Source organism: Mucilaginibacter sp. 22184, from assembly GCF_052045695.1.
In the GTDB taxonomy this organism is placed as follows: Bacteria; Bacteroidota; Bacteroidia; order Sphingobacteriales; family Sphingobacteriaceae; genus Mucilaginibacter.
On sequence record NZ_JBQEPI010000012.1, the window covers coordinates 23,394 to 47,462 of the forward strand.

The 24,069-nt window shown below is 41.4% G+C and carries 24 protein-coding genes; 11 read left to right on the plus strand and 13 right to left on the minus strand.

Annotation, left to right across the window (positions count from 1 at the left end):
- Positions 1 to 2: 2 nt before the first annotated feature.
- Together ACTJKG_RS23945 and ACTJKG_RS23950 are read right to left on the minus strand one after the other, a co-directional pair.
- Positions 3 to 980 (minus strand): FecR family protein, encoded by a 978-nt coding sequence (locus ACTJKG_RS23945; RefSeq protein WP_440740595.1) that lies wholly within the window; start codon positions 978 to 980, stop codon positions 3 to 5.
- Positions 977 to 1,561 (minus strand): RNA polymerase sigma-70 factor, encoded by a 585-nt coding sequence (locus tag ACTJKG_RS23950; protein ID WP_172337821.1) that lies wholly within the window; start codon positions 1,559 to 1,561, stop codon positions 977 to 979. Before ACTJKG_RS23950 ends, ACTJKG_RS23945 begins: the two co-directional genes overlap by 4 nt.
- Before the next feature lie 182 nt (positions 1,562 to 1,743).
- On the opposite strand from ACTJKG_RS23950, the gene ACTJKG_RS23955 reads away from it, so the two are divergent.
- Positions 1,744 to 2,265 (plus strand): hypothetical protein, encoded by a 522-nt coding sequence (locus ACTJKG_RS23955; protein WP_172337820.1) that lies wholly within the window; start codon positions 1,744 to 1,746, stop codon positions 2,263 to 2,265.
- Between the two features lie 5 nt (positions 2,266 to 2,270).
- On the opposite strand, the gene ACTJKG_RS23960 is transcribed toward ACTJKG_RS23955, so the two are convergent.
- The gene (locus tag ACTJKG_RS23960) at positions 2,271 to 3,044 is read right to left on the minus strand and encodes an MBL fold metallo-hydrolase (RefSeq protein ID WP_440740596.1); all 774 of its coding nucleotides are present in this window, start codon (positions 3,042 to 3,044) and stop codon (positions 2,271 to 2,273) included.
- Between the two features lie 97 nt (positions 3,045 to 3,141).
- Between ACTJKG_RS23960 and ACTJKG_RS23965 the strand changes: the two genes are divergently transcribed.
- Positions 3,142 to 3,516, plus strand: coding sequence for a winged helix-turn-helix transcriptional regulator (locus tag ACTJKG_RS23965; RefSeq protein ID WP_440740597.1), 375 nt, complete (start codon positions 3,142 to 3,144; stop codon positions 3,514 to 3,516).
- A gap of 231 nt (positions 3,517 to 3,747) precedes the next feature.
- Here the strand turns inward: ACTJKG_RS23965 and ACTJKG_RS23970 are convergent, their stop codons facing one another.
- The 3 genes from ACTJKG_RS23970 to ACTJKG_RS23980 are packed head-to-tail and all read right to left on the minus strand — an operon-like array spanning position 3,748 to position 5,656.
- Positions 3,748 to 4,740: an aldo/keto reductase gene (locus ACTJKG_RS23970; protein WP_440740598.1), complete on the minus strand. Its 993-nt coding sequence runs from the start codon at positions 4,738 to 4,740 to the stop codon at positions 3,748 to 3,750.
- An 18-nt stretch (positions 4,741 to 4,758) separates the two neighbouring features.
- Positions 4,759 to 5,046, minus strand: a complete 288-nt coding sequence (locus ACTJKG_RS23975; RefSeq protein WP_172337816.1) for a putative quinol monooxygenase — start codon at positions 5,044 to 5,046, stop codon at positions 4,759 to 4,761.
- Positions 5,018 to 5,656: an NAD(P)H-dependent oxidoreductase gene (locus tag ACTJKG_RS23980; protein ID WP_440740599.1), complete on the minus strand. Its 639-nt coding sequence runs from the start codon at positions 5,654 to 5,656 to the stop codon at positions 5,018 to 5,020. Before ACTJKG_RS23980 ends, ACTJKG_RS23975 begins: the two co-directional genes overlap by 29 nt.
- A gap of 102 nt (positions 5,657 to 5,758) precedes the next feature.
- On the opposite strand from ACTJKG_RS23980, the gene ACTJKG_RS23985 reads away from it, so the two are divergent.
- The gene (locus ACTJKG_RS23985; protein ID WP_440740600.1) at positions 5,759 to 6,655 is read left to right on the plus strand and encodes a LysR family transcriptional regulator; all 897 of its coding nucleotides are present in this window, start codon (positions 5,759 to 5,761) and stop codon (positions 6,653 to 6,655) included.
- A gap of 404 nt (positions 6,656 to 7,059) precedes the next feature.
- On the opposite strand, the gene ACTJKG_RS23990 is transcribed toward ACTJKG_RS23985, so the two are convergent.
- Together ACTJKG_RS23990 and ACTJKG_RS23995 are read right to left on the minus strand one after the other, a co-directional pair.
- Positions 7,060 to 8,544 carry an aldehyde dehydrogenase (NADP(+)) gene (locus tag ACTJKG_RS23990; RefSeq protein WP_440740601.1) on the minus strand — a complete coding sequence of 495 codons (1,485 nt, stop codon included), beginning with the start codon at positions 8,542 to 8,544 and terminating at the stop codon, positions 7,060 to 7,062.
- Positions 8,545 to 8,709: 165 nt separating this feature from the next.
- Positions 8,710 to 9,576: a glycosyltransferase family 2 protein gene (locus ACTJKG_RS23995; RefSeq protein WP_440740602.1), complete on the minus strand. Its 867-nt coding sequence runs from the start codon at positions 9,574 to 9,576 to the stop codon at positions 8,710 to 8,712.
- A 62-nt stretch (positions 9,577 to 9,638) separates the two neighbouring features.
- On the opposite strand from ACTJKG_RS23995, the gene ACTJKG_RS24000 reads away from it, so the two are divergent.
- On the plus strand, positions 9,639 to 10,433 hold the full coding sequence (locus tag ACTJKG_RS24000; RefSeq protein ID WP_440740603.1) for a hypothetical protein: 795 nt from the start codon (positions 9,639 to 9,641) through the stop codon (positions 10,431 to 10,433).
- 510 nt (positions 10,434 to 10,943) lie between these two features.
- The gene (locus ACTJKG_RS24005) at positions 10,944 to 11,273 is read left to right on the plus strand and encodes a hypothetical protein (RefSeq protein WP_172337810.1); all 330 of its coding nucleotides are present in this window, start codon (positions 10,944 to 10,946) and stop codon (positions 11,271 to 11,273) included.
- 121 nt (positions 11,274 to 11,394) lie between these two features.
- Here ACTJKG_RS24005 and ACTJKG_RS24010 read toward each other — a convergent pair whose 3' ends face one another.
- Complete coding sequence (locus ACTJKG_RS24010; RefSeq protein WP_440740604.1) at positions 11,395 to 12,123, minus strand: GntR family transcriptional regulator; 729 nt, start codon at positions 12,121 to 12,123, stop codon at positions 11,395 to 11,397.
- A 354-nt stretch (positions 12,124 to 12,477) separates the two neighbouring features.
- Between ACTJKG_RS24010 and ACTJKG_RS24015 the strand changes: the two genes are divergently transcribed.
- From ACTJKG_RS24015 to ACTJKG_RS24030, 4 genes are all read left to right on the plus strand, one after another.
- Positions 12,478 to 14,214 carry a class I mannose-6-phosphate isomerase gene (locus ACTJKG_RS24015; protein ID WP_440740605.1) on the plus strand — a complete coding sequence of 579 codons (1,737 nt, stop codon included), beginning with the start codon at positions 12,478 to 12,480 and terminating at the stop codon, positions 14,212 to 14,214.
- Positions 14,211 to 15,647 carry a sugar porter family MFS transporter gene (locus tag ACTJKG_RS24020; RefSeq protein WP_440740606.1) on the plus strand — a complete coding sequence of 479 codons (1,437 nt, stop codon included), beginning with the start codon at positions 14,211 to 14,213 and terminating at the stop codon, positions 15,645 to 15,647. Before ACTJKG_RS24015 ends, ACTJKG_RS24020 begins: the two co-directional genes overlap by 4 nt.
- A 156-nt stretch (positions 15,648 to 15,803) precedes the next feature.
- A complete protein-coding gene (locus tag ACTJKG_RS24025; RefSeq protein WP_440740607.1) occupies positions 15,804 to 16,718 on the plus strand; it encodes an NAD(P)/FAD-dependent oxidoreductase in 915 nt (304 codons plus the stop codon).
- A 17-nt stretch (positions 16,719 to 16,735) separates the two neighbouring features.
- Positions 16,736 to 18,904: a S46 family peptidase gene (locus ACTJKG_RS24030; RefSeq protein ID WP_440740608.1), complete on the plus strand. Its 2,169-nt coding sequence runs from the start codon at positions 16,736 to 16,738 to the stop codon at positions 18,902 to 18,904.
- A 53-nt stretch (positions 18,905 to 18,957) separates the two neighbouring features.
- Here the strand turns inward: ACTJKG_RS24030 and lgt are convergent, their stop codons facing one another.
- Both lgt and ACTJKG_RS24040 read right to left on the minus strand, forming a co-directional pair.
- Complete coding sequence (gene lgt, locus ACTJKG_RS24035) at positions 18,958 to 19,821, minus strand: prolipoprotein diacylglyceryl transferase (RefSeq protein ID WP_172337804.1); 864 nt, start codon at positions 19,819 to 19,821, stop codon at positions 18,958 to 18,960.
- A complete protein-coding gene (locus tag ACTJKG_RS24040; protein WP_440740609.1) occupies positions 19,800 to 20,777 on the minus strand; it encodes a CobW family GTP-binding protein in 978 nt (325 codons plus the stop codon). The genes lgt and ACTJKG_RS24040 overlap by 22 nt, the downstream gene beginning before the upstream one ends.
- A 283-nt stretch (positions 20,778 to 21,060) precedes the next feature.
- On the opposite strand from ACTJKG_RS24040, the gene ACTJKG_RS24045 reads away from it, so the two are divergent.
- Positions 21,061 to 21,738: an RNA polymerase sigma factor gene (locus tag ACTJKG_RS24045; RefSeq protein WP_172337802.1), complete on the plus strand. Its 678-nt coding sequence runs from the start codon at positions 21,061 to 21,063 to the stop codon at positions 21,736 to 21,738.
- A 17-nt stretch (positions 21,739 to 21,755) separates the two neighbouring features.
- On the opposite strand, the gene ACTJKG_RS24050 is transcribed toward ACTJKG_RS24045, so the two are convergent.
- Together ACTJKG_RS24050 and ACTJKG_RS24055 are read right to left on the minus strand one after the other, a co-directional pair.
- A complete protein-coding gene (locus tag ACTJKG_RS24050; protein ID WP_172337801.1) occupies positions 21,756 to 22,262 on the minus strand; it encodes a GNAT family N-acetyltransferase in 507 nt (168 codons plus the stop codon).
- 5 nt (positions 22,263 to 22,267) lie between these two features.
- On the minus strand, positions 22,268 to 22,711 hold the full coding sequence (locus ACTJKG_RS24055; protein ID WP_172337800.1) for a MarR family winged helix-turn-helix transcriptional regulator: 444 nt from the start codon (positions 22,709 to 22,711) through the stop codon (positions 22,268 to 22,270).
- Between the two features lie 161 nt (positions 22,712 to 22,872).
- On the opposite strand from ACTJKG_RS24055, the gene ACTJKG_RS24060 reads away from it, so the two are divergent.
- Positions 22,873 to 23,892, plus strand: coding sequence for a FecR family protein (locus tag ACTJKG_RS24060; RefSeq protein ID WP_440740610.1), 1,020 nt, complete (start codon positions 22,873 to 22,875; stop codon positions 23,890 to 23,892).
- Positions 23,893 to 24,069 lie beyond the last annotated feature (177 nt).

Sequence of the window (24,069 nt, forward strand, 5' to 3'; positions counted from 1 at the left end):
GTTTATTTAAGGATAATCTGGTCCTGTTTTTTTTCAATAGTTACCTGTAGTGTTTTGGTAAGTAATTCTAAAACATAATCCAGGCTAATATCGGTATTAAAAGTGGCCGTTATTTGTTGGTTAGCCAATTGCTTTCTGCCGATGACGATATGACAATTGTAAGCTTCGTTCAGTACCTGTACCAAACGATAAAGCGGTACACCTTTAGCCACAAACTCATGCCTGCGGTAATAAGTGTATAATTTGTCGGGTGTTTTTAGCTTGCTGATCTTACCTGTTTGTGGATTTACCAATGCCATTTCGTGGGGTTTAAGCACTATCATAACATGACTAAAGTTATTTGTAACCTGCACTATGCCAGTCTCTACAATTACTTCTATCAAACCATTGCGGTTTTTTACGTTGAATGATGTACCCACCACTCTTATGGTAGCACCACCTGTTGAAATAATGAAAGGTTTGGCTTTGTTGGGAGCTATGCTAAAAAAGGCTTCGCCCTTAACCAGGGCAACGTTACGCTGCTCTCCCTGGAATTTTTTAGGATAACTTAGCAAAGCATACTTGTTCAGTGTGATCATGGAACCGTCAGACAGCGTATCTGTTTTAACGATATCTTGGGTTTCGAAATGTACCTGTGGGTTCATAAATGTGGTCATGAATAACCAGCTGCCGCCTGCTATAAATAATATAGCTGCGGCTATTTTGAGCCAAAAGTACCCGTGCACGGGTATAATTATTGCCTGTGTTTTTTGCTCCGCCGCCCTTTGTTTTACTTTTTGCAGGGAAGCATGGGCATCAATATCCGGGTCGGCTGTAAAGTTTTTGCTGCTGTCCCAGATAAGTTTAAACTGCTCAAAACGGCGCTCATTGGCCATAGCGAGGGCGCGCCATTCTTCCACCTGCTTTGCCTGCTCCTCTGAAACCTCTTTAAGCAGATAACTGATCAGGAGATCATCGTTTATATGTAAAGGTTTCTTCATCGTACCAAATTCATTAATATCCATAATAGCAGTGGCAGGTAATCTGCCAGTTGTAGCCTGAGTCGCTTAAGCGCCTTGCCCATCTGGTTATCTACCGTTTTGATAGAAATACCCAGCCGAGCGGCTATCTCCGAATATTTAAGCTCTTCAAACCGGCTCATCTGGAAAACCGTGCGGCATTGCTCGGGTAAGGAATTGATTGACCGGTACAGGCGCTTTTCAAACTCCCGGTATTGCAGTTTATCAAGCGGGTGCTCTGTTTCTTGTTCCATTTTGTAAAATGTGTGTGTTTGATATTTCTGTTTTACCTTATGATGTTTAAAATAATTCATACACTCGTTATGCACCGAGCGGTACAGGTAGGCCTTTAATGAAGTATGGATGGTGACAGGGTCGCGCTTTTCCAGAATCTTTAAGAATACATCCTGTACCATTTCGTCGGCTACGGTGCTATCATTAACCAGTGTGAGGGCATAATGGTGCAGGGCCGCATAATGATCAAGATAGATCCTGTCAAAATCCTGCTCAGCTGCATCCAGCTGCAGTAAATAAGGTGTTTTATGGGTGTTTTCTGTTTGCAAAGCCTGGGTTTAAAAGTACTGTTTTAAACTTTTATTACGCAGCAGACAACAGTGCGTACCAAAACCCCTATGCCCCGGTGAAATTTTTTTTATTTTAGGTTTATAGATTAAACCTGGCAGTGTTCCCAAGGTCATACATAAACCTGTTCACCAATTGTTGGCTTACCTAAACTTAAACGGATATGAAAAAGATAATCCTGCTCCTGCTGTTATTGATGGTAACCGGCTATGCCATAGCCCAAAAAAGAACCCAGCCCCATACTTATGTCAAATCCTATACGCTTAAAAAAACGCATAGGATTGACACTCATGCAAACAATGGAATAATTTTGCAGACAAAAACTGTAAGGCAAGGAAATTTATCGGCAGCTACTGGTACCAACTATGCGCCGGTAGCTCAGTTCGATAACGGCGGTACATCAACCATAGTTAATGCCGATGGTTCTCATAGTGTTTTAATCAATGGCGGCGGCAATGTATCAACACTGGTCAATTCAGATGGTTCACATTCCACTATTATCAACAACGGAGCCACCTCAACTATCGTTAATCCCGACGGCTCGCACTCGGTATTGATCAATAGTGGGGGTAATGTATCAACACTGGTCAACTCCGATGGTTCACATTCTACCATTATCAATAATGGGGCAACCTCGGTTATTGTTAATCCCGATGGTTCCCATTCGGTAGTTCTCAACCAGTAATATAGTCAGACGTTATCCGAAATAAATAACTCCCCATCATTAGGCACATGGCAGTGCCCGCTAATATTATGCGCTGCTAAAGCGCTCTTCACATCGGCACGGCTCTCGCCGCAATGATTGGCTGTTTCAAGGTGTACTACATAAACATGGGCTTTAGGCGCGTGATTACAAACGGTTATGATATCGTTAATATCCATTACAATAGGATCGCCGGTTAAAAACCTGCCCGCACCGCCATTCAATACTATATGGGCAGGCTGATATTTGTCTAAGGCCTCTTGTACTTCGGAGCACCATACGGTATCACCGGCAATATAAATGCTGTCGCCACTATAGTTAATTATATAGCCCGAAACCGTACCCATGCGTTCACCTATTTCACCTGTTCCGTGATGGCCGCCAGTGCGATTGATCCGGATACCCTCCCAAACCAGTTCCTCATTAACAGGGGTAACATTGGTAAAACCAGCTTCGCATATCGTTTCCGTGTCAGCAGGCTGGCAAAACAGGGTGATGTTTTTGGGCAGCAGTTCACGGGCAGCAGCGTCCCAGTGGTCAAGGTGTTGTACATGGGTAACCAGCACAGCATCTGTACAGGCAATTAATTGTTCCAGTTCATCGTTGCTAATAGGAAGATCCACCAGCGGATTTCTTAACGTATTTGCTGTATTGGGGATGGGATCATAGCTGCCTTTGGGGCCCAGCATAGGATCAATAAGGATAGTTTTGCCATTGGCAGATAATATCTGGGTTGCATGGCGCAGTAATTGCAAGTTCATGTTAAAGCATTTAAATTTGATGGGGTCAAAGATCGGGCTATCGTGAGGCAAGCCCAAGAAGGTTACATTTTAGTAACCAGTTCACCATTTGGTTACCATGAATTACAACCAGTTCAGACATTGCGGACTTAATGTTACCTTAAACATACTTTCGGGTAAATGGAAGCCTATTATCCTGTACCACCTGTTCCACAACGCCGAAATGCGTTTTACCGAGCTCTGGCGCATTATTCCTAAGGTGGCTAAAAAGGTACTGCTTGATCATCTGAAACAAATGGAGGCAGATGGCCTTATCATCCGCGAAGAGAAACACAGCTTCCCGCCAGAGGTATGCTACCGTATCTCAGAAAAAGGCAAAGCCTTGGGGCCCGCGCTATCCGCGCTGGAAACCTGGGCCAATGAACATGCCGTTGATGAGGTGGAAGAGTTTAAGAAAACTGCTCTGGGGAAGTTGAGAAATTCTAGCCCTTAATTTCTAAAAAATGTCCTCTCGAATGAGTCATTCGTATAATCGACTCACCCCGTCTGCGCTTCGCTGGACGACCCTCTCTTTGCCTGCAGCGGAAAGAGGGGATTTTCCGTCCACGCGTCATTGCGAGGAGGAACGACGTGGCAATCCCCGATATACAGAGCGGACCTGTAAGTCGGGGATTGCCACGCTACGCTCGCAATGACGTATGGATTAGAATAGGGTGTTGATTTATTAACCAAAAATCCCCTCAAATGTCCTATTAACAAAAGCCAACTCCTCCGCCGAAAGCGTAAAGTCAACGGCTTTGGCATTGTCAATGGCTTGGGTGGCGTTGCGGGCGCCTGCCAGTACCACGGTGATACCGGGCTGTAACGTTGTCCAGCGCAATACGAGTTGCGACAAGCTCGCGCCTTTTTCATTTGCCAGTGGACGAATGGCTTCTAAAAACAGGTTTACTTTACCAATCGAAAACTGGTTAAAATAGCCATTGCGGTGGTCGCTATCACTCAGTTTAAAATCGGGTTTATATTTACCGGTGAGCAGGCCACGTTCCAGCGGACTGTAAGCGATAATGCCGATATGATTTTGTATAGCGTAAGGTACCACATCCTGTTCAATAGCGCGGTTAAGCATGCTGTACGGTAACTGGTTTGATGCCAGCTGGATGCTTTGCTGCGCGGTTTGCATTTGCTGCAGGCTGTAATTGCTTACGCCAGCCGCCCTGATCTTACCTTGTTTGATCAGCAATTCCAGCGTTTCCATAGTTTCGGCAATTGGGGTAGTGTCATCGGGCCAGTGAATTTGCAACAGATCGATGTATTCGGTACCCAGGCGTTTCAGGCTGGCTTCTACCTCGCGGATAATGCTATCCTTTGCCGCGTATTTATATATAGGCAGTTTGTTGCCATGATCATCGGCGGCATCAAAAAAGAACTCGCCTTTTCCATGGCTGCTTTGGTCCCATACCAGGCCAAATTTGGTGAGCAATTGTATCTTGCTGCGATCGTACCCGGCCACTGCTTTACCTATCAGTTCTTCGCTTAAACCAAAGCCGTAAAACGGCGCGGTATCAATAGTGGTAACGCCATGGTCGATTGATGCCTGTACGGCTTTTATCGATTCTTGTTTCTCATTACCACCCCACATATTACCGCCAATGGCAAACGCGCCGTAAGTAATGGTCGATAACTGCAGTTCTGTATTTCCTAATTTTCTGTATTCCATTTTTTGTGTTGCCGGTTATTATTTTACCGGCTGTGTTTTGTAAATAATGATATCGCCATTGCGCAAATGGGCAGTGTTGTTAATAAATTGCTGGATGTGCGGCTGTGTATTGTGCAGATCCAGTCCGGCTGCATCGGCCCATTCTTCGTGGAAGATGAAAGTGTTCTCATCATCGGCCTGGTGCAGATCATACTGCAGGCAGGCGGCTTCCTGGGTAGAATGGCTTACCAGTTCCAGTAAATGCTTTTTTAGCGCTTCGGCCTGGCCGGGTTTGCTTTTAATTAGCGCAGTTAAGTAAATGCTCATGTTGTTCTGTTTTTGAATTGGTGATGAAATTTTCGGTCAGGTGATCGATATACATAGGCAGGTCGCGCTCAATATTGGCATTTTTTTCAACATCGTGAAAATGCAGGCTTTTTATAGGCGTCATCCCGGTGAAGGCATTCATGCGATGAAAACCGAAGAGTACACCGTCATCCACGCTGGTTTCGTTAAAAAATTCATTGGGCAGAGTAAAAGCCTCGCGCGGGGCGTTCCATGATGAAGTTAACATGTACTGCCTGCCGTGCAGCATACCGCCTGTGCCGTAATTGATGGCCGGATTGGCTGATGAACGGCCATCACTGTGGTAAATGCCTTTGGCATGACCTTCGGTAAACACCACATCGATATATTGTTTTAGTGCATGCGGCACCTGGAACCACCAGATAGGAATATGGTAGATCACCACATCGGCCCAAACGTATTTTTCAACTTCTTCGGCCGGATCGTAATTATCATTAACATCGGTATATTTTACCTCATAACCTAGCTGGTTGCTGAAAAATTCAACAGTGGCATCGCTTATGGTTTTGTTGAATTGACCGCCGGAATGACCAAATTTTTGTCCTCCGTTTATTACAAATATTTTTTTCATGTTCTTATCTTAAATTTTGATAAGACAAAATTAGGGCGGATTTATCTACTATTTAAATAATTTAAATCATACATTTGTATCATAATTATAATAGTATAGGTTATGGTAAATTTAGAGTGGTACCGAACTTTTAAAGCGATATATGAAACAGGCACGCTTACCGGCGCGGCCGAAGCACTGTATGTATCGCAGCCAGGTGTGAGTTTGCACCTTGGTTCGTTAGAGGCGTATGTGGGTTATAAACTGTTTGATCGCACGTCAAGAAAAATGGTTTCGACTGAGCGGGGGAAGATCCTGTATAACTATATCCAGGAAGCACTGGAGAAACTGGAGTCGGCAGAGAAACATTTCCACCGTAGTACCGAAAAGGATACGCCCACCATCAGCATAGGCATGTGTTTCGAAACGTTCCAGATCACGCTGGAGCCTTACCTGGCTACGTTGCCTTTTAACGTGATCATTAAGTTTGGCGAATACCCGCAGATGCTGGCCGATCTGGATAACGGCATTCTCGACCTGATCATCACCCCGGAAAAAGGCAGTAATAAAAGCATTGAATACACTCCTTTTTCAAAGGAAACCATTGTGCTGGTTGCCGGGAAAAATATTGACTGTGGTGAGTTTGACAGGTTGCTGGCGCTGGATGATATGACCGGTTTAGAGGAATGGCTTAGTGCGCAACGCTGGTATGGCACCACCGGCGATATGGAACACTGGCTGCGTTTTTGGTATAACAACTTTAACAAGCGTCCTAATTTTAAGCCCAATTTTATTGTGCCGAATTTAAATTCGATAGTGAGATGTCTGAGCAGTGGAACAGGCCTGGCAGTGATACCCGATTTTTTATGTAAACAGGAGTTAGAGACCGGTGATGTAAAATTGATATGGGAAGGCCGCAAAAAGGTAGAGAACACGCTGTATTTTTCTATGCGTAAGAAAACCATCTATGCCAAGGAGATAGAGCGTATCAAGGAGATTTTTATAAAGGAAATGGCGTAAGATAAGATAGGGGTGCGCATGCAATGCGTCTCTGGTAGCTTATAAAAAGCATGTCATTTCGAACGAGGAACCAGGAGAAATCTTTTACGCTGTATAGGCTAATCGTAAAAAATTTCTCCTCAGGCCTCTGTTTTATCCATCGCTGTTCGTTCGAAATGACATTTTGAGAAAATGGGCTAATCAAGCTCTGTCAGCAGTCGCCTGGCTCCAGTTTACAAGTATTGGGAAGATCAAAATATTATGAAATTGATTCATGTAAACCCAACTAATTATGGGTTAACATGAAAACGCCAATAATCGTGTAAAATTATAATTAATTTGTTGATTGTAAATTAGTTATATAAATGTTAACCATGAAAAGTGTAAACCATGTAAACCCACTTTTTTAACAAAATAGAGGAGTTTTATTTCTTCCACACATTATCCACCATACGCCAAATACCCAACGGATTGGCATTCTGCAAAGCTTGCGGCAGCTGGCTATCGGGCCAGTTTTGGTAACACACCGGGCGAACCCAGCGTTTTACCGCGTTAATACCCACGGCTGTAAAGCGGCTATCCGTGGTGGCAGGCGAAGGACCTCCATGTACCATACTGGCGCAAACTTCAACACCCGTAGGTACGCCATTAAACAATATCCGGCCTGCGATGGATGGCAGCAGATCGATCAGCTCGGGATGATCGGTCAGGTCCTTTTCGGTACCCATGATAGTGGTAGTAAGCTGGCCCGATACCGATTTTAAAACGGCTATCAGTTCCTGCTCGTCGCGGCAACTTACCAGGAGCGAATAGGGACCGAAAACTTCCTCGTGCAGTAAAGGATTCTGTAAAAACGTTTCGCCGCTTACTTTGGCAATAATGGGCAATGCTTCTATATCATGTGCTGTAGCTTCGGCCTGTTCAACCAGGCTTACTCCGTCTTGTTTAAGTGCCGCATTGCTTTTCTTTTGGTAGGCGGTATGGATACCGGCGTGCAGCATTTTGGCAGGCTGTACCGCTTTGATGCCAGCGCTTAAATGCTCCAGAAACTCATGCAGGGCCGGGCTCTCAACCGCCAGCATCAGGCCAGGATTAGTGCAGAATTGCCCCATACCTAAGGTTATAGAGCCTGCATATTGCACGGCCAGTTCGGCTGTATTTTTTTGCAGGGCATCCTGTAAAAATATCACCGGGTTAATGCTGCCCATTTCAGAGAATACAGGTATCGGATTTTCTCGTTGTGCCGAGTATTCAAACAAGGCCTTGCCGCCCGCGGTTGAGCCGGTAAAACCCACCGCCGCGGTATGAGGAGCCTGTACCAGCGCCTTGCCACTTTCAAAAGAAGTACCATGGACATGCTGAAAAACATCGGCAGGCATATGGCAAATGGCTATAGCTTTTTTTATGGCCTCATACACCATTTCAGATGTTTTGGCATGGGCCGGATGGGCTTTTACGACCACCGGGCAGCCTCCGGCGAGGGCACTAGCGGTATCGCCTCCGGCTGTAGAGTAGGCAAATGGGAAATTACTGGCTCCAAAAACAACCACCGGCCCCAAGGGGATCAGCATTTTACGGAGATCGGGTTTGGGCAGTGGAGCGCGATCGGGTTGTGCGGTATCAATGGTGGCCTCTATCCAACTGCCTTCGCGCAGCATAGTGGCAAACATGCGCAGTTGACCGGTGGTGCGGGCCCGCTCGCCGGTAAGGCGGCCTATGGGCAAGTTTGTTTCTTCGGATGCTTTTTGCAGCAGTGCATCACCCAGGGCTTCAATTTCCTGGGCTATCGCGTCCAGAAAGGTGCTCTTTTCTTCGATGCTCTTTTTCCTGTAGATTCCGAACGCGGCGTACGATCGCTGCATTACCTGGTTTATTTCTTCGACACTTGCTTCTTTGAATGAGTTAGCCATAACAGATGTTTATAATAATAGAGATATGGTCGGCATGTACGCCGCCGGTATTTTAACAAAGATATTTAAACAAGGTTCAATAAAGTTCATCGAAACTATCCTTTAATGTTATGATTTTGGCCTCTTGATAAAAGGAGGGATTGAAGCCCATAGGGGAACTGAATTTTACTTGCTGCTAAGCAGGCTCCACCGGAGCATTTGGAACACTTTTTTTACTTTATAATTAAAGGTAAGTGCATTTTTTTGAAACAGATAAAACAGCAGGTTTTGCCAGGCAAACAGGATGTCAGTTTTATTCATTGCTAAATATAAACAGCAATACACAGAGTCGTCAAGGCATTTTTGATAGGCTGGGGTTTGTTTTACCGCATTACTTTTTGATAAAAATTTGTAGTGATAGCTGTAAAATTTATAATCATAGTTTCGGGAACTAAAACCACTTTCGCCATAGTTGCAAATATTAATATCTACATACCTTGTTTGGTATAATTTACTGGTAAATACTTTTAATGTGAAATGATAATCGGCTGCTATTTTAAATGAGTTATCGTAGATGCCTAACTCGTTAAAAAGGCTTCTTTTGTAAAAAACACTCTGATGATGCAGGCCTCCTGTTAAAACCTTCTCCACCGTATTATAAGCATATTTTGTGTTTGACAATTGGCCGATAACATTGCCATATATCAGGTCGCAGAACTCGTTGTTTAACTGCTGATGTATAATCTGTAATACTCCTTTATCAAACAACATATCATCACCGCCCATAAAATATAGCCAATTGCCTTCAGCTAACCGTATACCCTTGTTCATGGCATCATAAATACCGTTATCTGGCCCAGATAAATATTGAATGGGTAATCTTTTGGCATAATCGCTGATGATAGACGAGGTATCATCTGTAGATAAACCATCAATAATAATTACTTCGTAACTGCCGAACGTTTGATTCAGAATGCTATCTAAAGCAGCCGATAGTGTGGCCGCACTATTGAAAACTGGTATTATAATGGAAAAGAAGGGCTTATCTGGCATAGATTTAATAGCGAACTAATGTATAAAATTATTTACTTTAGTTCGCTATCACCGGCTCAACTATGATTGATAAATTGCCTGTTTCTGCTATTGTTGTAGGGTATAATGAAGCCCGGTTGCTGGAGCAAGCATTAAAACCCTTGTCTTTTTGTGATGAGATCTTATATTTTGACCTGGGCTCTGAAGATGACTCGAAAGAAATAGCTTCAGGGTTCGGGGCCAAAGTGATCGACCATCCCCGGGTTGATAGCTGCGAGTGGATACATGCCAAATATTCCAGGTCAACAAAACATGAATGGGTATTGATTACCGACCCGGATGAGGTGTTGAGTGAGGAATTGGTGAATGAAATTCATTATATATTTAATGGTGGAGTGTCGTTGGATAATGTTGGGGCCATTAGTTCGCCCTGGATCTTTTACTTTAAAGGAAAAAGGCTTTATGGTACCAATTGGGGAGGTATAAACCGGCGGATATTGTTGGTGAATAATAATCGTTTTGAATTTCGGGAACTTATCCACCTCGGGCGAAAGGTGAAGGATGGCTATACTACCTATGATATTGCTTTTAAAGGCAAAAACTTTATTCACCATTACTGGATGATAGGTTTCAGGAAACTTTTTGAAAAACACTCACGTTATCTGCGTAACGAAGGTGAGGCCCGTTTTAAAAACGGGATCCGGAGTACACCCCGTGAAATAGTATTGCAACCATTCCGGTCGTTTCGCAACAGTTTTATTTCTGCAAGGGGATATAAAGATGGTTTTACCGGTTTCTTTCTTTCCTGTTTCTGGGCTTGGTATGAAACCAGTGCAAAAATCCGCAATTATACTTATCAGAAACAAACAGGTAACTAACTATCCTTCTTCAGTTATTAGTTTCCTTAATTTATAGTTACAGCAGATGGGCTTTACTATTGCTAATAGCACAGCTAAAGTAAATTTTTTCGGAAAATATACTGATTATGATGGAATACGTGTTAATTTTACACCTGTAAAAACCATTAAGCCGGTATCTGCGTAGTTATACTAAATTGGTTAAAGATTTTCCACTATAAGCGGTTATAGTTTTTGGAAAGCAAGTGTGTTCCGGGGTAAAACCCGGAGCGCATTTTGTTTTTAAGGGGAATAAATTAAACCCCGCGGATGCAATATAATATGCTTACCTTTAAACCATTCCTTTCTACTACTGAAAAAAATTCTTAGGCATTGCCATTTTCTGACACGGTGATAATTAAGTTTTAGCTAATAAAACAATACCAATACCATCATGAAAATGAGCAAGGCAATTATTTACCTTCTTATTGAGAATAGGGTTATTTTACCCTGCATTGCTGGTGTTGCTGTAACAAGCAAAGCAAATAAACAATGATAATAGACAAGCAAGCAATAGAAAAACAAACCCGTATGTATATGTTCGATTTGTTGAATACCGCCAAAGAACATGGTTTTAAAGGAGAAGATAATTGGGAATTAAGTATGGTTACCGATACTGAACGGATAAAAATTCAGAAGGATTATTATCCAACTATTGCGGCCAGGATATTCCCGGAGATATTATTGCAAGTTTTTCATACGATTAAGTCAAGGCTTAATCAGTCAGGTTACCCAGAAGATCATAAAGTAGTAACGCGTACTGTTTTGAATGAAGAATTAACATATCTGGTGGCATTTAACCCTAAGCGGCCTCGCACCTAGTAAAATGATAATGTAGCCGGTTTCACCAGATGCAGCAGGTTTAAAAGATAAAGGGATGGATGGTATGGAAATTTAACTTGATGAGTCGGGCATCAAATTAAATGGAATGATGGTCAGGTGGTTACCGTGTGCTTTCAATAGTATATACAAAGCTATCCGCTTTATAGTATCCCAAATTATATTCAATTGGCCGTTCTCCCTGATCAAAAACAAATCTTTTTCTAAATAACACAGGGCTGCCAACGGCTACCCGCAATTTTTCGGCAATAAAAGTATTAGCTGATTTTGCGCTGATCTCCTCTTTTGATAAAGTGGCTATAACGGAATGGTCCTGTTCCAACATTTCGTATAAGGGTCTCTTAAAATCTTCATCGCCAGTAAGACCAACGCGCGGGTGAAAATAGGAGGCAAAATAAACAAAGGGCTCATCAGTACGACCTCTAACCCGTTCCATTTTTAATATTTTGCGATCAGTTTTTATTTCAAAAAATTTTGCCAGCGCTTCATCTGGGAATACCCAGGTAACGTGCAATTCAAAATTCTTGATAGGGATTCCTCTTAATGCCATTTCCTGCGAAAAGCTCAACCAGTTGTTTGATTTTGAGCTCACCGCTGCCTGGGCTACTTTAGTGCCGAATCTTTTTTTGCGCACTAATAATCCTTCAAAAACCAGTTTGTTGATAGCTTGTCTTAAGGTTGTACGTGATATGGCCAGTTTTTTGGCAAGATCCACTTCATTTGGCAAAAGTTTACCTTCCTGGTACTCTTCCTCTGCTATCAAAGTTCTTAAAAGAGCTTCAGCCTGTACGTGTAAAGGAATAGGGCTTTTATGATCTATAGTGTATTTCATTTATTAGCGTAAATTACAATAATAACCATTTTATTCAACAAGTTTATTTGTTGCTACATAAAGACGGGCTGAAACTGTTTTTAGTATTTGGCGGCTATTATTTTCAAGTATAAAAATAAATTAATTAGAAATTACTTCTATAATCAATTTATTTATATGTTTGTACATAATAAATGGTAAGCCCACTGATTATTAATAATTTTTATGAAAAAGCTCTTTTAGGTTTTTTTGTTGGCATAAACTAATATGTATGTACATTATTACAAATAAATGAATAGCAATTCCAGCCATCCAAATACACTCGTTCCAAAGAAGACTATATACAAAGAGTTTCGAAAAACCTCACAATTTTTGATGCCTGTAAGGTTAGTTGCTAAGGACATTGCACAGGATGAGTATGATGTTTATCCGATATGTTCATTAGAAGCAGGTAAAGTTTTTAATGGATATCATTCATTAGCCAGATATATCATCAAAAAAAGAACAGTGATCATTGATGGTTACGTCGGCGTATTTTGGAATACAATAAAAACAGCCTTAAATGAATATTTTACAGAAAATGGTTTAACCGTTAATTGGGTTGAAACTTCAACGTATTTAAAGCCACAACAGGAAATTGCGACTTTAATTGAACCATTTTTAGGTACCCCCGAGGCTGTTTGGGGAACCAAATGTACTCTGTTGCTTCATGATCTGTATCAGTTGGATAACTTTACGGGACAATTACCCAATAAGGCCACGGATATTAATATTGTGATAGGTTCTGGAGCTGCGTTGAGTGGTTGGGATGCCCCCGTGATTTATGTTGACCTTCCAAAGAACGAATTACAATTCAGGATGCGGGCGGGTGCCATAACTAATTTAGGCGCATACGAAGTTAGCGAGCCTTTTTCAATGTATAAACGCTTTTACTTTGTTGATTGGGTTTTGCTAAACAACCATAAAAAACAAATACTTAGTAAAATAAGCGTTATAGCCGATGGCCAATGGCCCGAGGATATTAACTGGATATACAAAGCCGATCTTGCAGATGGTCTGAACCGTCTCAGCCAATCTGTTATCAGAGTTAGGCCGTGGTTTGAACCCGGCGCCTGGGGTGGGCATTGGATACGCGAACGTATTAAAAATATCAATAAGGATGTAGTAAACTATGCCTGGTCTTTTGAATTGATTGTGCCGGAGAATGGCCTGGTGTTTGAAAGTGACGGTTATTTGCTCGAAGTATCTTTTGATTTCCTGATGTTCAATAATCAGCAAGAGGTGTTAGGTATTCACGCGCAAAAATTCGGCGACGAGTTCCCTATCCGGTTTGATTTTCTGGATACATATGATGGCGGCAATTTATCTATCCAATGCCATCCTTCATTAAAGTATATACAGGATAATTTTGGTGAAACCATAACCCAGGACGAGACTTATTACATATTGGATTGTAAGGATAAAGCCCAGGTTTACCTTGGTTTTCAGGACAGCATTCAGCCTGTAGAATTCAGATCGGTGCTGGAAGCCAGTCAATGCGATAACAATGAAGTGGAGATCACCAATTATGTTCAGGCCCATACAGCAAAAAAACATGACCTGTTCCTGATCCCGAACGGTACCGTTCATAGCGCCGGAGCCAATAACCTGGTACTCGAGATCAGCGCTACACCGTATATATTCACATTCAAGATGTACGATTGGCTTAGGCTTGATCTTGATGGTAACCCGCGCCCGATTAATATTGAGCATGCCTTTAACAACCTCAATTTTGAGCGTAAAGGTGAAAAAGTACAGGCAGAACTTATTTCTAAACAAGAAATTATCGGGCAAGGCGCAGACTGGGAACTGGTACATGTACCAACCCATCAGGAGCATTTTTACGATGTACACCGAATAGAATTTGATAAAGATATTACCGTTGAAACCCATAATCAATGTCATGTAATGATGCTGGTTGAAGGATCTGCCATTACCATAAAAACAGCCAACGGGACAGAACAAACTTTTGCTTACGCCGAAACCTTTGTAGTTCCGGCAGCTGCGGAATCATATACATTAACTAACCTGGGTAAAAGCCGTGCAAAAGTTATTAAAGCCTTTTTAAAATGAGCAAAGTGATTGTTTCTGAAAATAATACGGTCGAAAGATCAAGCAAGATTTATCTTTATCTGGTATGCCTTGTGGCTGCTCTTGGCGGATTTTTATTTGGTTTCGATACGGCGGTAATTTCGGGGACGATAAGCCTTGTTAAGCATGATTTTAACTTGAACGCGGTTAGCGAAGGCTGGTTTGTAAGTTGCGCGCTATTAGGTTGTATCATGGGCGTTAGTCTTTCAGGTAAATTGAGCGATAAATATGGCCGCAAGATTGTACTGATCATTTCTGCAATGCTTTTCCTGGCATCGGCTTTGGGTTGCATGTTATCAAATTCATTTACTACCTTAATTGTGTTTAGGCTAATCGGTGGTTTAGGCATTGGTGTAGCCTCGATGGTATCACCACTATATATTTCTGAGTTTTCACCATCGCGGTTGCGGGGGATGATGGTTTCATTGTATCAGCTTGCCTTAACCATTGGTATTGTGCTCGCTTACTTTTCAAATGCTTATCTGGCCCGCCACACAACCGATGCATTTAATAGTGCGGATATCAACAAAATATTTTCGGCTGAGGTTTGGCGCGGTATGCTGGGCATCGGGGCATTGCCCGCTGGTATATTTCTGATCTGTTTGTTTTTTGTGCCCGAATCACCACGGTGGTTGTTGTTAAAAGGTCAGGAACAAAAAGCAAAAGAGGTGCTCATAAAAATTGATGGTATCGAGGCTGCTGAGAAGGAAATGGATGCTTTCAAAGCACTGGATAAGCATAATGAAGATGGTTCTATTAAAGAATTATTCACCCCGGTTTATCGCCGGGCCTTGTGGGTTGGTTTATTGCTGCCTTTCCTTTCACAGGTATGTGGTATAAATGCGGTTATTTATTATGGCCCCAGGATTCTGGAGCAGGCTGGTTTTACGTTAAACAGCGCGCTTGGTGGCCAGGTAACTATTGGCCTGGTGAATGTGATATTTACTTTTGTAGCCATTTTTACCATTGATAAATGGGGGCGGCGGCCTTTATTGTTCGCCGGTATTGGTGGGGCGGTTATTTCATTGCTTGTTATAGGCGCCTTGTTCGCCCTCGGGGAAACAACCGGGCCATGGATACTAATCTTTATACTAACATTTATATCTTGTTTCGCATTCTCTTTCGGCCCGGTTTGCTGGGTGGTTGTTGGCGAAATATTTCCTAATGCCATCAGGGGTAAGGCGATGGCTTTGGCCACACTATCATTGTGGGTAGGAAATTTTTTGGTAGGGCAGCTAACACCTCTTATGTTAGAAGCCCTGGGATCATCCTGGACATTTTGGCTATTCGCGCTCTGTTGCTCACCGGCCCTTTGGCTTACTTTTAAACTTATCCCGGAAACCAAGGGCCGTTCATTAGAGAGTATCGAAGCTTATTGGAAGCAAGTTTATAGCCAGGGCAAATCAGGTAATTAATACCATTCATTTTTTCATATTTAATAAATACGCTAACGCTTAAAAGTCTGGCTATTTCTATTATTTATTATTTCTTTATAACAACATAAATGCAATAAAGTTGCATTTATGTTTATTCTTCATTAACTTTCATCCCGGAATAATAAGATGAAAGTGATGAATAGTATTGAAACAGATTTTGAAGTGATAATTATCGGGGGTAGTTACGCGGGGTTGTCTGCGGCCACCTCTTTGGGCCGGGCTCTTCGCAAGGTCTTAGTGATCGACTCTGGTAAACCCTGCAACCAGCAAACCCCACATTCACATAACTTTTTAACCCGTGACGGGGAAACTCCTGCAGCTATCACCCAAATAGCCCTCGAACAACTTATGATGTATGATACAGTTAAACTAATTGCCGATACAGCAATAGAAGCTACCATAAAAGAAGTTGGTTTTCGCATACAAACGTCGTGGGGTAAAAGATATCTTGCCGAAAAACTGCTTTTTGCAACAGGCGTAAAAGATACTATGCCGGATATCCCCGGTTTTGCTGAATGCTGGGGGATTTCTGTAATACATTGTCCGTATTGTCATGGCTACGAAGTACGCCAGCAAGCAACAGGGATTTTAGGGAATGGGGACATCGCTTATGAATATGGTAAACTCATCAATAATTGGACAAAAGATATCACCTTGTTTACAAACGGTGTATCAACATTGGGTATGGAACAGGTTATACAATTGAGGGCCCGCAATATTAATATAGAAGAAACCAGGATCAGGGAGATTGTACATGAAAATGGCCGGCTCAAAGGCATAGCCCTGGAAAACGATGAGCTTTATCACTTAAATGCTTTGTATAATCGTCCGGCTTTTGTACAACATTGCGATCTGCCTATAAAACTGGGCTGCGACCTCACAGATGCGGGTTATATTAATGTTGATAGTTTTGGTCGAACCAATATATCTGGAGTTTATGCGGCAGGTGATAACACTACTCCAATGCGTGCTGTATCGATGTCGGTTGCTTTGGGGGCAGCGGTTGGTGCATTTATTAATAAGGATTTGATAGACAATAGCTATATTTAAAATTTTAGACCAATTGTATGAATAGACTTAAATTAATGATTGTTGTGATGGTGCTTCCGCTGATTTTAGTGGATGTGGTCAAAGCGGATGAGGGGATGTGGATACCTATGCTAATAGGTAAAAATTATGACCAGATGAAAAAACAGGGTTTTAAACTAACTCCTGAAGATCTGTACAATATTAACAAAGCCAGTATAAAAGATGCCATTGTTTCATTGGGTGGCGGTTTTTGCACCGGCGAAGTGGTATCCAACAAAGGTTTGGTTTTTACTAACCATCATTGTGGTTATGAGGCTATATCTGCCAATTCAACACCGCAAAACGATATCCTGGACAACGGCTTTTATGCTAGAAATTACACCGAAGAAAAGCCTATACCTGGGTTATTTGTACAGTTTTTGGTACGGATGGAAGATGTAACTCCGCAAATAACGGCCGCTTTACAAGGTGCTACAGAGGCTAATCGTGCAGCAAAACTCGAAGAGGTTAAAAACCAACTCATTGTTGACGCCACCCGAAATACTGGTTATGAAGGTGCTATAAACGATTTCTACGATGGAAACCAATATTTTTTGTACCTGTATGAAACCTATAACGATGTCCGTTTGGTAGGAGCCCCGCCTCAATCAATAGGTAAATTTGGTGGCGATACCGACAATTGGGAATGGCCAAGACATACCGGAGATTTTTCCATTTTCAGAATTTACAGCGGCAAAGATGGTAAGCCGGCTGCTTATTCGGCAGATAATGTGCCGTTGGTGCCCAAGAAATTCCTGCCGGTATCTATCAAAGGTGTTAAGAATGGCGATTTTGCCATGGTTTATGGATATCCCGGCCATACAGATAGGTTTTTAACTTCAAATGGTGTTCGGTTAGCTACCGAAGAGACCAATCCAGTAATTGTAAAATTACGTGATATCCGCCTCAAAGCCTGGAAAGAGGAGATGAATAAGAGTGTGGATACCCGCCTTAAGCTATCATCAAAATATGCCGAAATAGCCAATTATTGGAAGTACTTTATTGGTCAAACTGAACAGTTGAAACAACTGGATATTTATGACCAAAAGCTAAAAGAAGAGGCTGAGTTTACAAAATGGGCTGCTGATAAACCAGCCTATGCTGGTTTAATGGATAGCTATAAAAAAATGTATGCCGCCTATGAGCCATATGCCATACATCGTACCTTTGTAGAAGAGGGTTTGTTAGCTCCCGGCTTTGTTTATAATACGCTGGTTACCTATAATATCTTAAAAGGTCTTGATGCCCGTAAGGATGATGCCAAAGCTGTAGAAGACCTTAAAAAGGACCTGAAGGAAGTGAACGATGGCTATGTGAGCAACTATAATGAAATTGCTGATAAAAAGATCTTTGCGCAGATCATGACCACTTATTATGCCGGTGTTCCGAAAGAACAACATCCACAGTTTATTGAGGACATTGTTAAGAAATACAAGGGAGCTACCGTTGAAGAATCATTTACAAAATTCGCTAATGAGCTCTGGAGCAAGAGTGTTGTGATTAACCCGGATAAATTTAAGGCGTTTATGCAAAATCCATCTATCGAAGTGTTAGGTAACGATCTGGCTTATCAATACGCCAGTCAGGTAAGTCCCCGCACTTATGCCCGTAATACTTTTGGTTCAAAGGTTGGCGATTTTGAGGCGCAGAAAGAAAAGTTGGATAAGCTGTATCTCCAGGCTTTGCTTGAAAAAAATCAAGGTAGGCTTATGTATCCGGATGCCAATTCAACTATGCGTATCAGCTATGGTAATGTGCAGGATTATGCCTCAAAGGATGGCAAACAGTATAATATCACTACTAATTTAGATGAGGTGATGAAAAAGTATAAACCTGGCGATAGTGAATTTGATTTACCAGCCTCATTAATTGATGCTTATAAGAAAAAAGATTTTGGCCAGTATGCTATTGATGGTACGGTACCCGTATGTTTTATCACCAATGATGATATTACAGGCGGAAACTCTGGTTCGCCGGTTATAAATGGTAATGGTGAATTGATTGGTTTAGCGTTTGATGGTAACTGGGAAGCCATGAGTGGGGATATTGCTTTCGACAAAAAATATAAAAGAACTATTTGTGTAGATATTCGCTATGTGTTGTGGTGTATGGATAAATTAGGCCATGCCGATAACCTGATCAGTGAATTGGATATTCATAAAAATTAATATCAATTTAATTAAAAAAGGGTTACTTGTATATACAGGTAACCCTTTTTTGTTTATGCCGTTTTTATTTCATCAGGTATTTTGGTACGCTTTCCGCTTTTAACAATCATTAGGATAATGCCGGCCACAACAAAAGGAATGCTTAATAATTGGCCCATGTTTAATGACATATGAGCTTCAAAGGCTGCCTGGTCTTCCTTAAGCCCTTCTAACAAGAACCTCGCGGTAAATACCAATGTCAAAAATAAACCGAGCAGAAAGCCATTTTTTGATGGCCTATATTTGGCCAGTAAGTTCAAAATAATAAAAATACCAACGTATGCCAAGGCTTCATAAAGCTGCGCCGGATGCCTGGGAATGCCATCATCCCGCACAAAAATGAATGCCCAGTTGAGCTCTGTTGGCCGACCGATAATTTCCGAGTTCATGAGATTGCCCAGTCTGATAAAACACCCGGCCAGTGGAACAACTAAAGCCAGTTGATCCATAACCCACAATAAATTAATATGCTTGTGGTATTGATGATGATAAAGCCATAATGCTATAAATATACCAATGCCACCACCATGGCTGGCCAGTCCCTGATAGCCTGTGATTTTAAAATGAGGCGTGAACTGAAAAGGTAAGATTATCTCTATGAGATGTGAATGGTAGTAATCCCAATCATAAAATATGCAATGCCCCAGCCGGGCGCCAACAAGCGTACCTGTTACTATATAGATAGCAAGCTGCTCAAGCAGGCGCGGGTTAATACAGGCGATCTTAAAGCGATGTTTAATGATCAGATAACTCAGTATAAAGCCACCTAAAAATAAAAAAGAATACCAGCGTAAGGCATAAAAGCCTAAATCAAAAATGTTGGGATCTGGATTCCAGGTAATGTACCCGTATGTATTTAAATGTGTCGGTATAAGCATTGTCTCAACATTTTCTCGAACCCGTTAGGGTTCAGTTTTTTACCAATAAATACAATACGGCTGTTTCTCTCGGCTTCAGTAGTCCAGGTATCCCCGGTTGCAACTGCCAGATCATTCATGACCGATTGTATGATGACTTTTTGTGTTTGGTTGTGAATACTAAAAATACCTTTTACCCGGTAAACATCCTTGGCTTGAAAATTCAGAAAAACGGTTAACCGGTGCGATAGCAGTTGCAGATCAAAAGGTTCGACGAAGTTAAAACTTAATGAAACCAGGTCTTCATGTTGATGGCGTTGCAGTGTAAAGGTGCGGTTGGTGGGTTTGGACGATTTAGCCTCGGCCACAGTTCCGCGTGTTACCTCGTAAATTTGGGTAAAAGGGTAGCAATCACGATAGCCAGACAATACAACAGCCAACGGGTTAATGCCTTTTAAAAGTTTTTCGATATGGGCCAGTTGTTCGATATCTACCATGTCTGTTTTAGTGATGAGTAAAATATCACTAAAGCTGATCTGATTGCGTGCTTCGTCGGTTTCATGTAGTTGCTGCTCAATATTATGGGCGTCTACCAGGCATATCACCCGGTTAAGCTTGTAATAATAAGGTACATTAGCATTGGTAAGAAATGGTGCCGCTACCGATGCGGGATTGGCTATTCCCGTGGTTTCTATCACCAGTTCATCAAATTCTTCGCGTCCTTCCCATAAAACTTCCAGCAGCGAGTAAAAATCTTCATTCAACGTACAGCATAAACACCCATTGCTGAGTTCAAATAGCTTGTCATCCGCGCAGATAACCAATTGGCCATCTATTCCTTCCTGACCAAACTCGTTTTCGATCACGGCCAGTTTTTCGGTGTTTTTGTAGGCTATCAACCCATTCAGAAAAGTGGTTTTACCTGCCCCCAAAAATCCTGTAATTATGGTAACGGGTTTTGGTCGTATGGTGCTCATCTTTCAGTCTGTTTGGTGTGGCAAATGTAGTAATTAAAAGCAATTTTGTTGCTTTTAATTATTGTTAGCTATATAAATAATAATGTAGTTGCAAGTCCGTTTCTATACAGCAAAGTGTTTTAATGACACTTTGTAAACTTTTAATAGCTAAAATGTTACGAGGAGAAATGAAAATTAAACGAAACTATTACAATCCAGGCTTGGTTGGTTGTTATTTTTTTTTCAGTTTTGTTGATTGGTTAATGTTTTAATTACATCCTATTAACCTACTGTTACCTGGTTTATGATTGATTTCACAGAAGAGCTGTCCGAAGAGGAACTGATACGATTGCTGAAGCAAGACAGGCTTGGTGCGTTCCGCGAGATATACTCCCGGTACTGGAAAAAGTTGTTTGATGAGGCATATAAAAGATTAAGAAGCAGGGAGTTGGCCGAGGAAGTTGTGCAAGAACTATTTACTAACCTCTGGACGAAAAGGCAAGTACTCCAGATCAACACTACTATTGGTGCATACTTGCATTCGGCCATAGCTAACCATGTAATTGACATTTATCGGAAAGAATTAGTGCGTTCAAGGTATAAAGAAGCTTTTAAAGTTGTGCATACTGAAGTTGATAATTCAACCGAAGATTCGATCATGTTGAAAGATCTTGTATATACCATTGACGAAGAAATAAGTCACCTGCCAGATAAATGCCGCTCCGTATTTGAACTAAGCCGTAAAGAACATAAAAGCAATAAGGAAATAGCCAGCTATTTAGGCATATCTGAAAAAACGGTGGAACAGCATCTGACGAGGGCCCTCAAGCAGATACGCTTAACCCTAACGCATTACCTGATATTTGTGTTGGTTTTGCAAGCTACGGTTATGTATTCAATCGGTTTTCGTATGCCTCAGATAAACAACCCGTTCATCAATCTTTTTAAATCTATCAGTCCGGGTAGCGTAATCAGGCGTTAATTCCCTCCCTTTTGTATTTAATCTGTCAGAACAAGATCATATCTTAATTCCATAAGAGCTTTGTCAAACGAATGAGAAATTTTTTCTTCAACAAGACGAAATCCATATTTTGTATATAAAGCAATGGCTGGTTGTTGTTCGTTGGTAGTCCACAAGTAGGCTTCTTTATATCCCATCTCTCGCATATAGGCCATGAACTCATCCATTAATTTTTTACCAAGACCTATGCCACGATATTCGGGCAAAAAAATAAAGTACCGTAACTGAACGGTCTCTCCACGATGAAAACCGATAAGGAAACCAATGATTTTGTCATTATGTTCACATATCCAAACCCTGTCTTTTGCCGGATTATAGTGCCGGGCAAATTCTTGTAATCCTTCCAATACATAAACTTCGAAGTTTAAGCCATAGCCCAGCTCTTGTGCATATTGTTTGCCATGTATATAAGCAATATAGCCGAGGTCGCCCGGAAGTAAGCGGGTCCTTAGCTTAATGTCGTTTAATGTTAATGGGGTATCCATCTGGATTAAATTATAGCGGTTTTTGTTAAAATGTTCATAATGGCGTTCATGTGGTTAACTAATTGCTGCTGATCTGAGGCTTTCAAGCCCGTGGTCATTGCGCTGATCTGTTCATCCGAGGCTTTATTAAGGATGTTAAATTCCCTTAATCCCTTTGCGGTTAACGAAATGAACATGGCCCTTGCATCTTGCTCCGACGGTTTTTTAATGATGAGGCCTTCTTTTTCCAATTTTTTTAACAGTCGGCTTAAATAACTCTTGTCAATATGCATAGCCGTCATGATCTGTGATGCCTGCAAATTTTCGCCTACGGATATTTCATAAATGATCCGTGCTTCGGCCAGGGAGTACCTGCTATGTAGTAAATGCCTATCGAGCAGACCAATAATATCGGTATAAAATCGGTTAAAGGCCCGGATGTTAGCTATGGGATTTGTGAATGTAGCCATGAAACAAACATAGATAAATATAGTTGACTTTGTCAACTGTATTTTAAAATTTCTTTTATAAATAAGGTCACCAATGAATTTTTTTAATTTTTTTTTATCCAGACTAAGGGATGTGCCTTTCTCAAACGTCAATGATAGTATAAACCGAATTTTTTCTTTTCATGAAAGAACATCTATCTATTGAATTACTGGAAAGGTATATTAATGGCGAATGCACAGACGCTGAGGCTGCCTTGGTAAAACAATGGTACCAATCATTTGATCATGACGCGGGCTATACTTCGACTCTGAATGCCGCTCAGCAAAAAGTGTTGGAAGAAAAGATATATAACAGTATTCTGGATCATATAGATGCTGTAGATGACGAAGAAATACCAGTAGTAAATAAGAGAAATACCTGGTTATGGATCGGTTCGGTGGCTGCAGTGCTTTTGGTAGCCATAATATTAGGCTTATATCGCAGAGCAAGTAAAGACAACAAAGATACATTTACAGATAACCAGCAGGAAATAGTTGTAATTACCAATAATTCCCACCGTATTTATAAATCAAGACTTCCGGATAGCACAACGGTTTGGTTAAATCCAAATGCGCAGTTAAAATATCCAAAGGTATTTGCAGCATCGGCACGCATGGTATCCATGTCGGGCGAATGCTTTTTTGAGGTTACCAAAAATCCGGCGCGTCCATTTATTATCAGCAGTCATTCTATCATTACCAAAGTATGGGGAACAAGTTTCCGTGTGCGTGATAATGATAAAAGCAGTGAAGCTGATGTGGCAGTTGTAACTGGTAAAGTGTCGGTAAGTATTAAAACCAAACAAAGCATAAATAACACGCAGTTAAATATAGTAAGTGGAGATGTGATGCTTTATCCACATCAAAAGGCGGTGTACTCTGCGTATGATCATACCTTAAAGCCTATCATCAAATCTGATGAAAGGGCGCTTAAAATATGGAATCATGAGAACCTTTTATTTGATAATAAGCTGATGAAAGATATTGTACCGGCACTAAATGCCAGGTATAAAACACACATTATTGTGGTTAACGAAAAATTAAACCATTACATGCTTAACGCCGATTTTACCGGTTTTAACCTGCCCGATGTTTTGGAGGCGCTTAATAAGTCGTTAAGTATTGATTACGAAATAAAAAATAACACCATCGAACTTAAATAAACCAACTATTAACCAAACCCATGATTGAATGAAAGAGAGAACAAAATCCTAAAAATCAGTTATAAATCCAGCCGAACACTGGTAAAATAAAAAAACTTAGAAGTGTTGCGACCACTCCTAAGTTCTAGATGAGCCCAAATCAAGTGACACCATTTTAGATGGTGGAGGGGCGTTAAT

Excerpts from the sequence above, each read along its gene's own strand:
- ACTJKG_RS23965 (WP_440740597.1), top strand. The coding sequence starts at position 3,142 with ATGAATTACAACCAGTTCAGACATTGCGGACTTAATGTTACCTTAAAC.
- ACTJKG_RS24030 (WP_440740608.1), top strand. The coding sequence starts at position 16,736 with ATGAATAGACTTAAATTAATGATTGTTGTGATGGTGCTTCCGCTGATT.
- ACTJKG_RS23975 (WP_172337816.1), bottom strand. The coding sequence starts at position 5,046 with ATGAGCATTTACTTAACTGCGCTAATTAAAAGCAAACCCGGCCAGGCC.
- ACTJKG_RS24050 (WP_172337801.1), bottom strand. The coding sequence starts at position 22,262 with ATGGATACCCCATTAACATTAAACGACATTAAGCTAAGGACCCGCTTA.
- ACTJKG_RS24025 (WP_440740607.1), top strand. The coding sequence starts at position 15,804 with ATGAATAGTATTGAAACAGATTTTGAAGTGATAATTATCGGGGGTAGT.
- ACTJKG_RS23985 (WP_440740600.1), top strand. The coding sequence starts at position 5,759 with ATGGTAAATTTAGAGTGGTACCGAACTTTTAAAGCGATATATGAAACA.
- ACTJKG_RS23970 (WP_440740598.1), bottom strand. The coding sequence starts at position 4,740 with ATGGAATACAGAAAATTAGGAAATACAGAACTGCAGTTATCGACCATT.
- ACTJKG_RS24000 (WP_440740603.1), top strand. The coding sequence starts at position 9,639 with ATGATTGATAAATTGCCTGTTTCTGCTATTGTTGTAGGGTATAATGAA.
- ACTJKG_RS23945 (WP_440740595.1), bottom strand. The coding sequence starts at position 980 with ATGAAGAAACCTTTACATATAAACGATGATCTCCTGATCAGTTATCTG.
- ACTJKG_RS23960 (WP_440740596.1), bottom strand. The coding sequence starts at position 3,044 with ATGAACTTGCAATTACTGCGCCATGCAACCCAGATATTATCTGCCAAT.
- ACTJKG_RS24040 (WP_440740609.1), bottom strand. The coding sequence starts at position 20,777 with ATGAGCACCATACGACCAAAACCCGTTACCATAATTACAGGATTTTTG.
- ACTJKG_RS24020 (WP_440740606.1), top strand. The coding sequence starts at position 14,211 with ATGAGCAAAGTGATTGTTTCTGAAAATAATACGGTCGAAAGATCAAGC.
- ACTJKG_RS24005 (WP_172337810.1), top strand. The coding sequence starts at position 10,944 with ATGATAATAGACAAGCAAGCAATAGAAAAACAAACCCGTATGTATATG.
- ACTJKG_RS23955 (WP_172337820.1), top strand. The coding sequence starts at position 1,744 with ATGAAAAAGATAATCCTGCTCCTGCTGTTATTGATGGTAACCGGCTAT.
- ACTJKG_RS24045 (WP_172337802.1), top strand. The coding sequence starts at position 21,061 with ATGATTGATTTCACAGAAGAGCTGTCCGAAGAGGAACTGATACGATTG.
- ACTJKG_RS23980 (WP_440740599.1), bottom strand. The coding sequence starts at position 5,656 with ATGAAAAAAATATTTGTAATAAACGGAGGACAAAAATTTGGTCATTCC.
- ACTJKG_RS23990 (WP_440740601.1), bottom strand. The coding sequence starts at position 8,544 with ATGGCTAACTCATTCAAAGAAGCAAGTGTCGAAGAAATAAACCAGGTA.
- ACTJKG_RS24015 (WP_440740605.1), top strand. The coding sequence starts at position 12,478 with ATGCCTGTAAGGTTAGTTGCTAAGGACATTGCACAGGATGAGTATGAT.
- lgt (WP_172337804.1), bottom strand. The coding sequence starts at position 19,821 with ATGCTTATACCGACACATTTAAATACATACGGGTACATTACCTGGAAT.
- ACTJKG_RS24055 (WP_172337800.1), bottom strand. The coding sequence starts at position 22,711 with ATGGCTACATTCACAAATCCCATAGCTAACATCCGGGCCTTTAACCGA.
- ACTJKG_RS24010 (WP_440740604.1), bottom strand. The coding sequence starts at position 12,123 with ATGAAATACACTATAGATCATAAAAGCCCTATTCCTTTACACGTACAG.
- ACTJKG_RS23995 (WP_440740602.1), bottom strand. The coding sequence starts at position 9,576 with ATGCCAGATAAGCCCTTCTTTTCCATTATAATACCAGTTTTCAATAGT.
- ACTJKG_RS24060 (WP_440740610.1), top strand. The coding sequence starts at position 22,873 with ATGAAAGAACATCTATCTATTGAATTACTGGAAAGGTATATTAATGGC.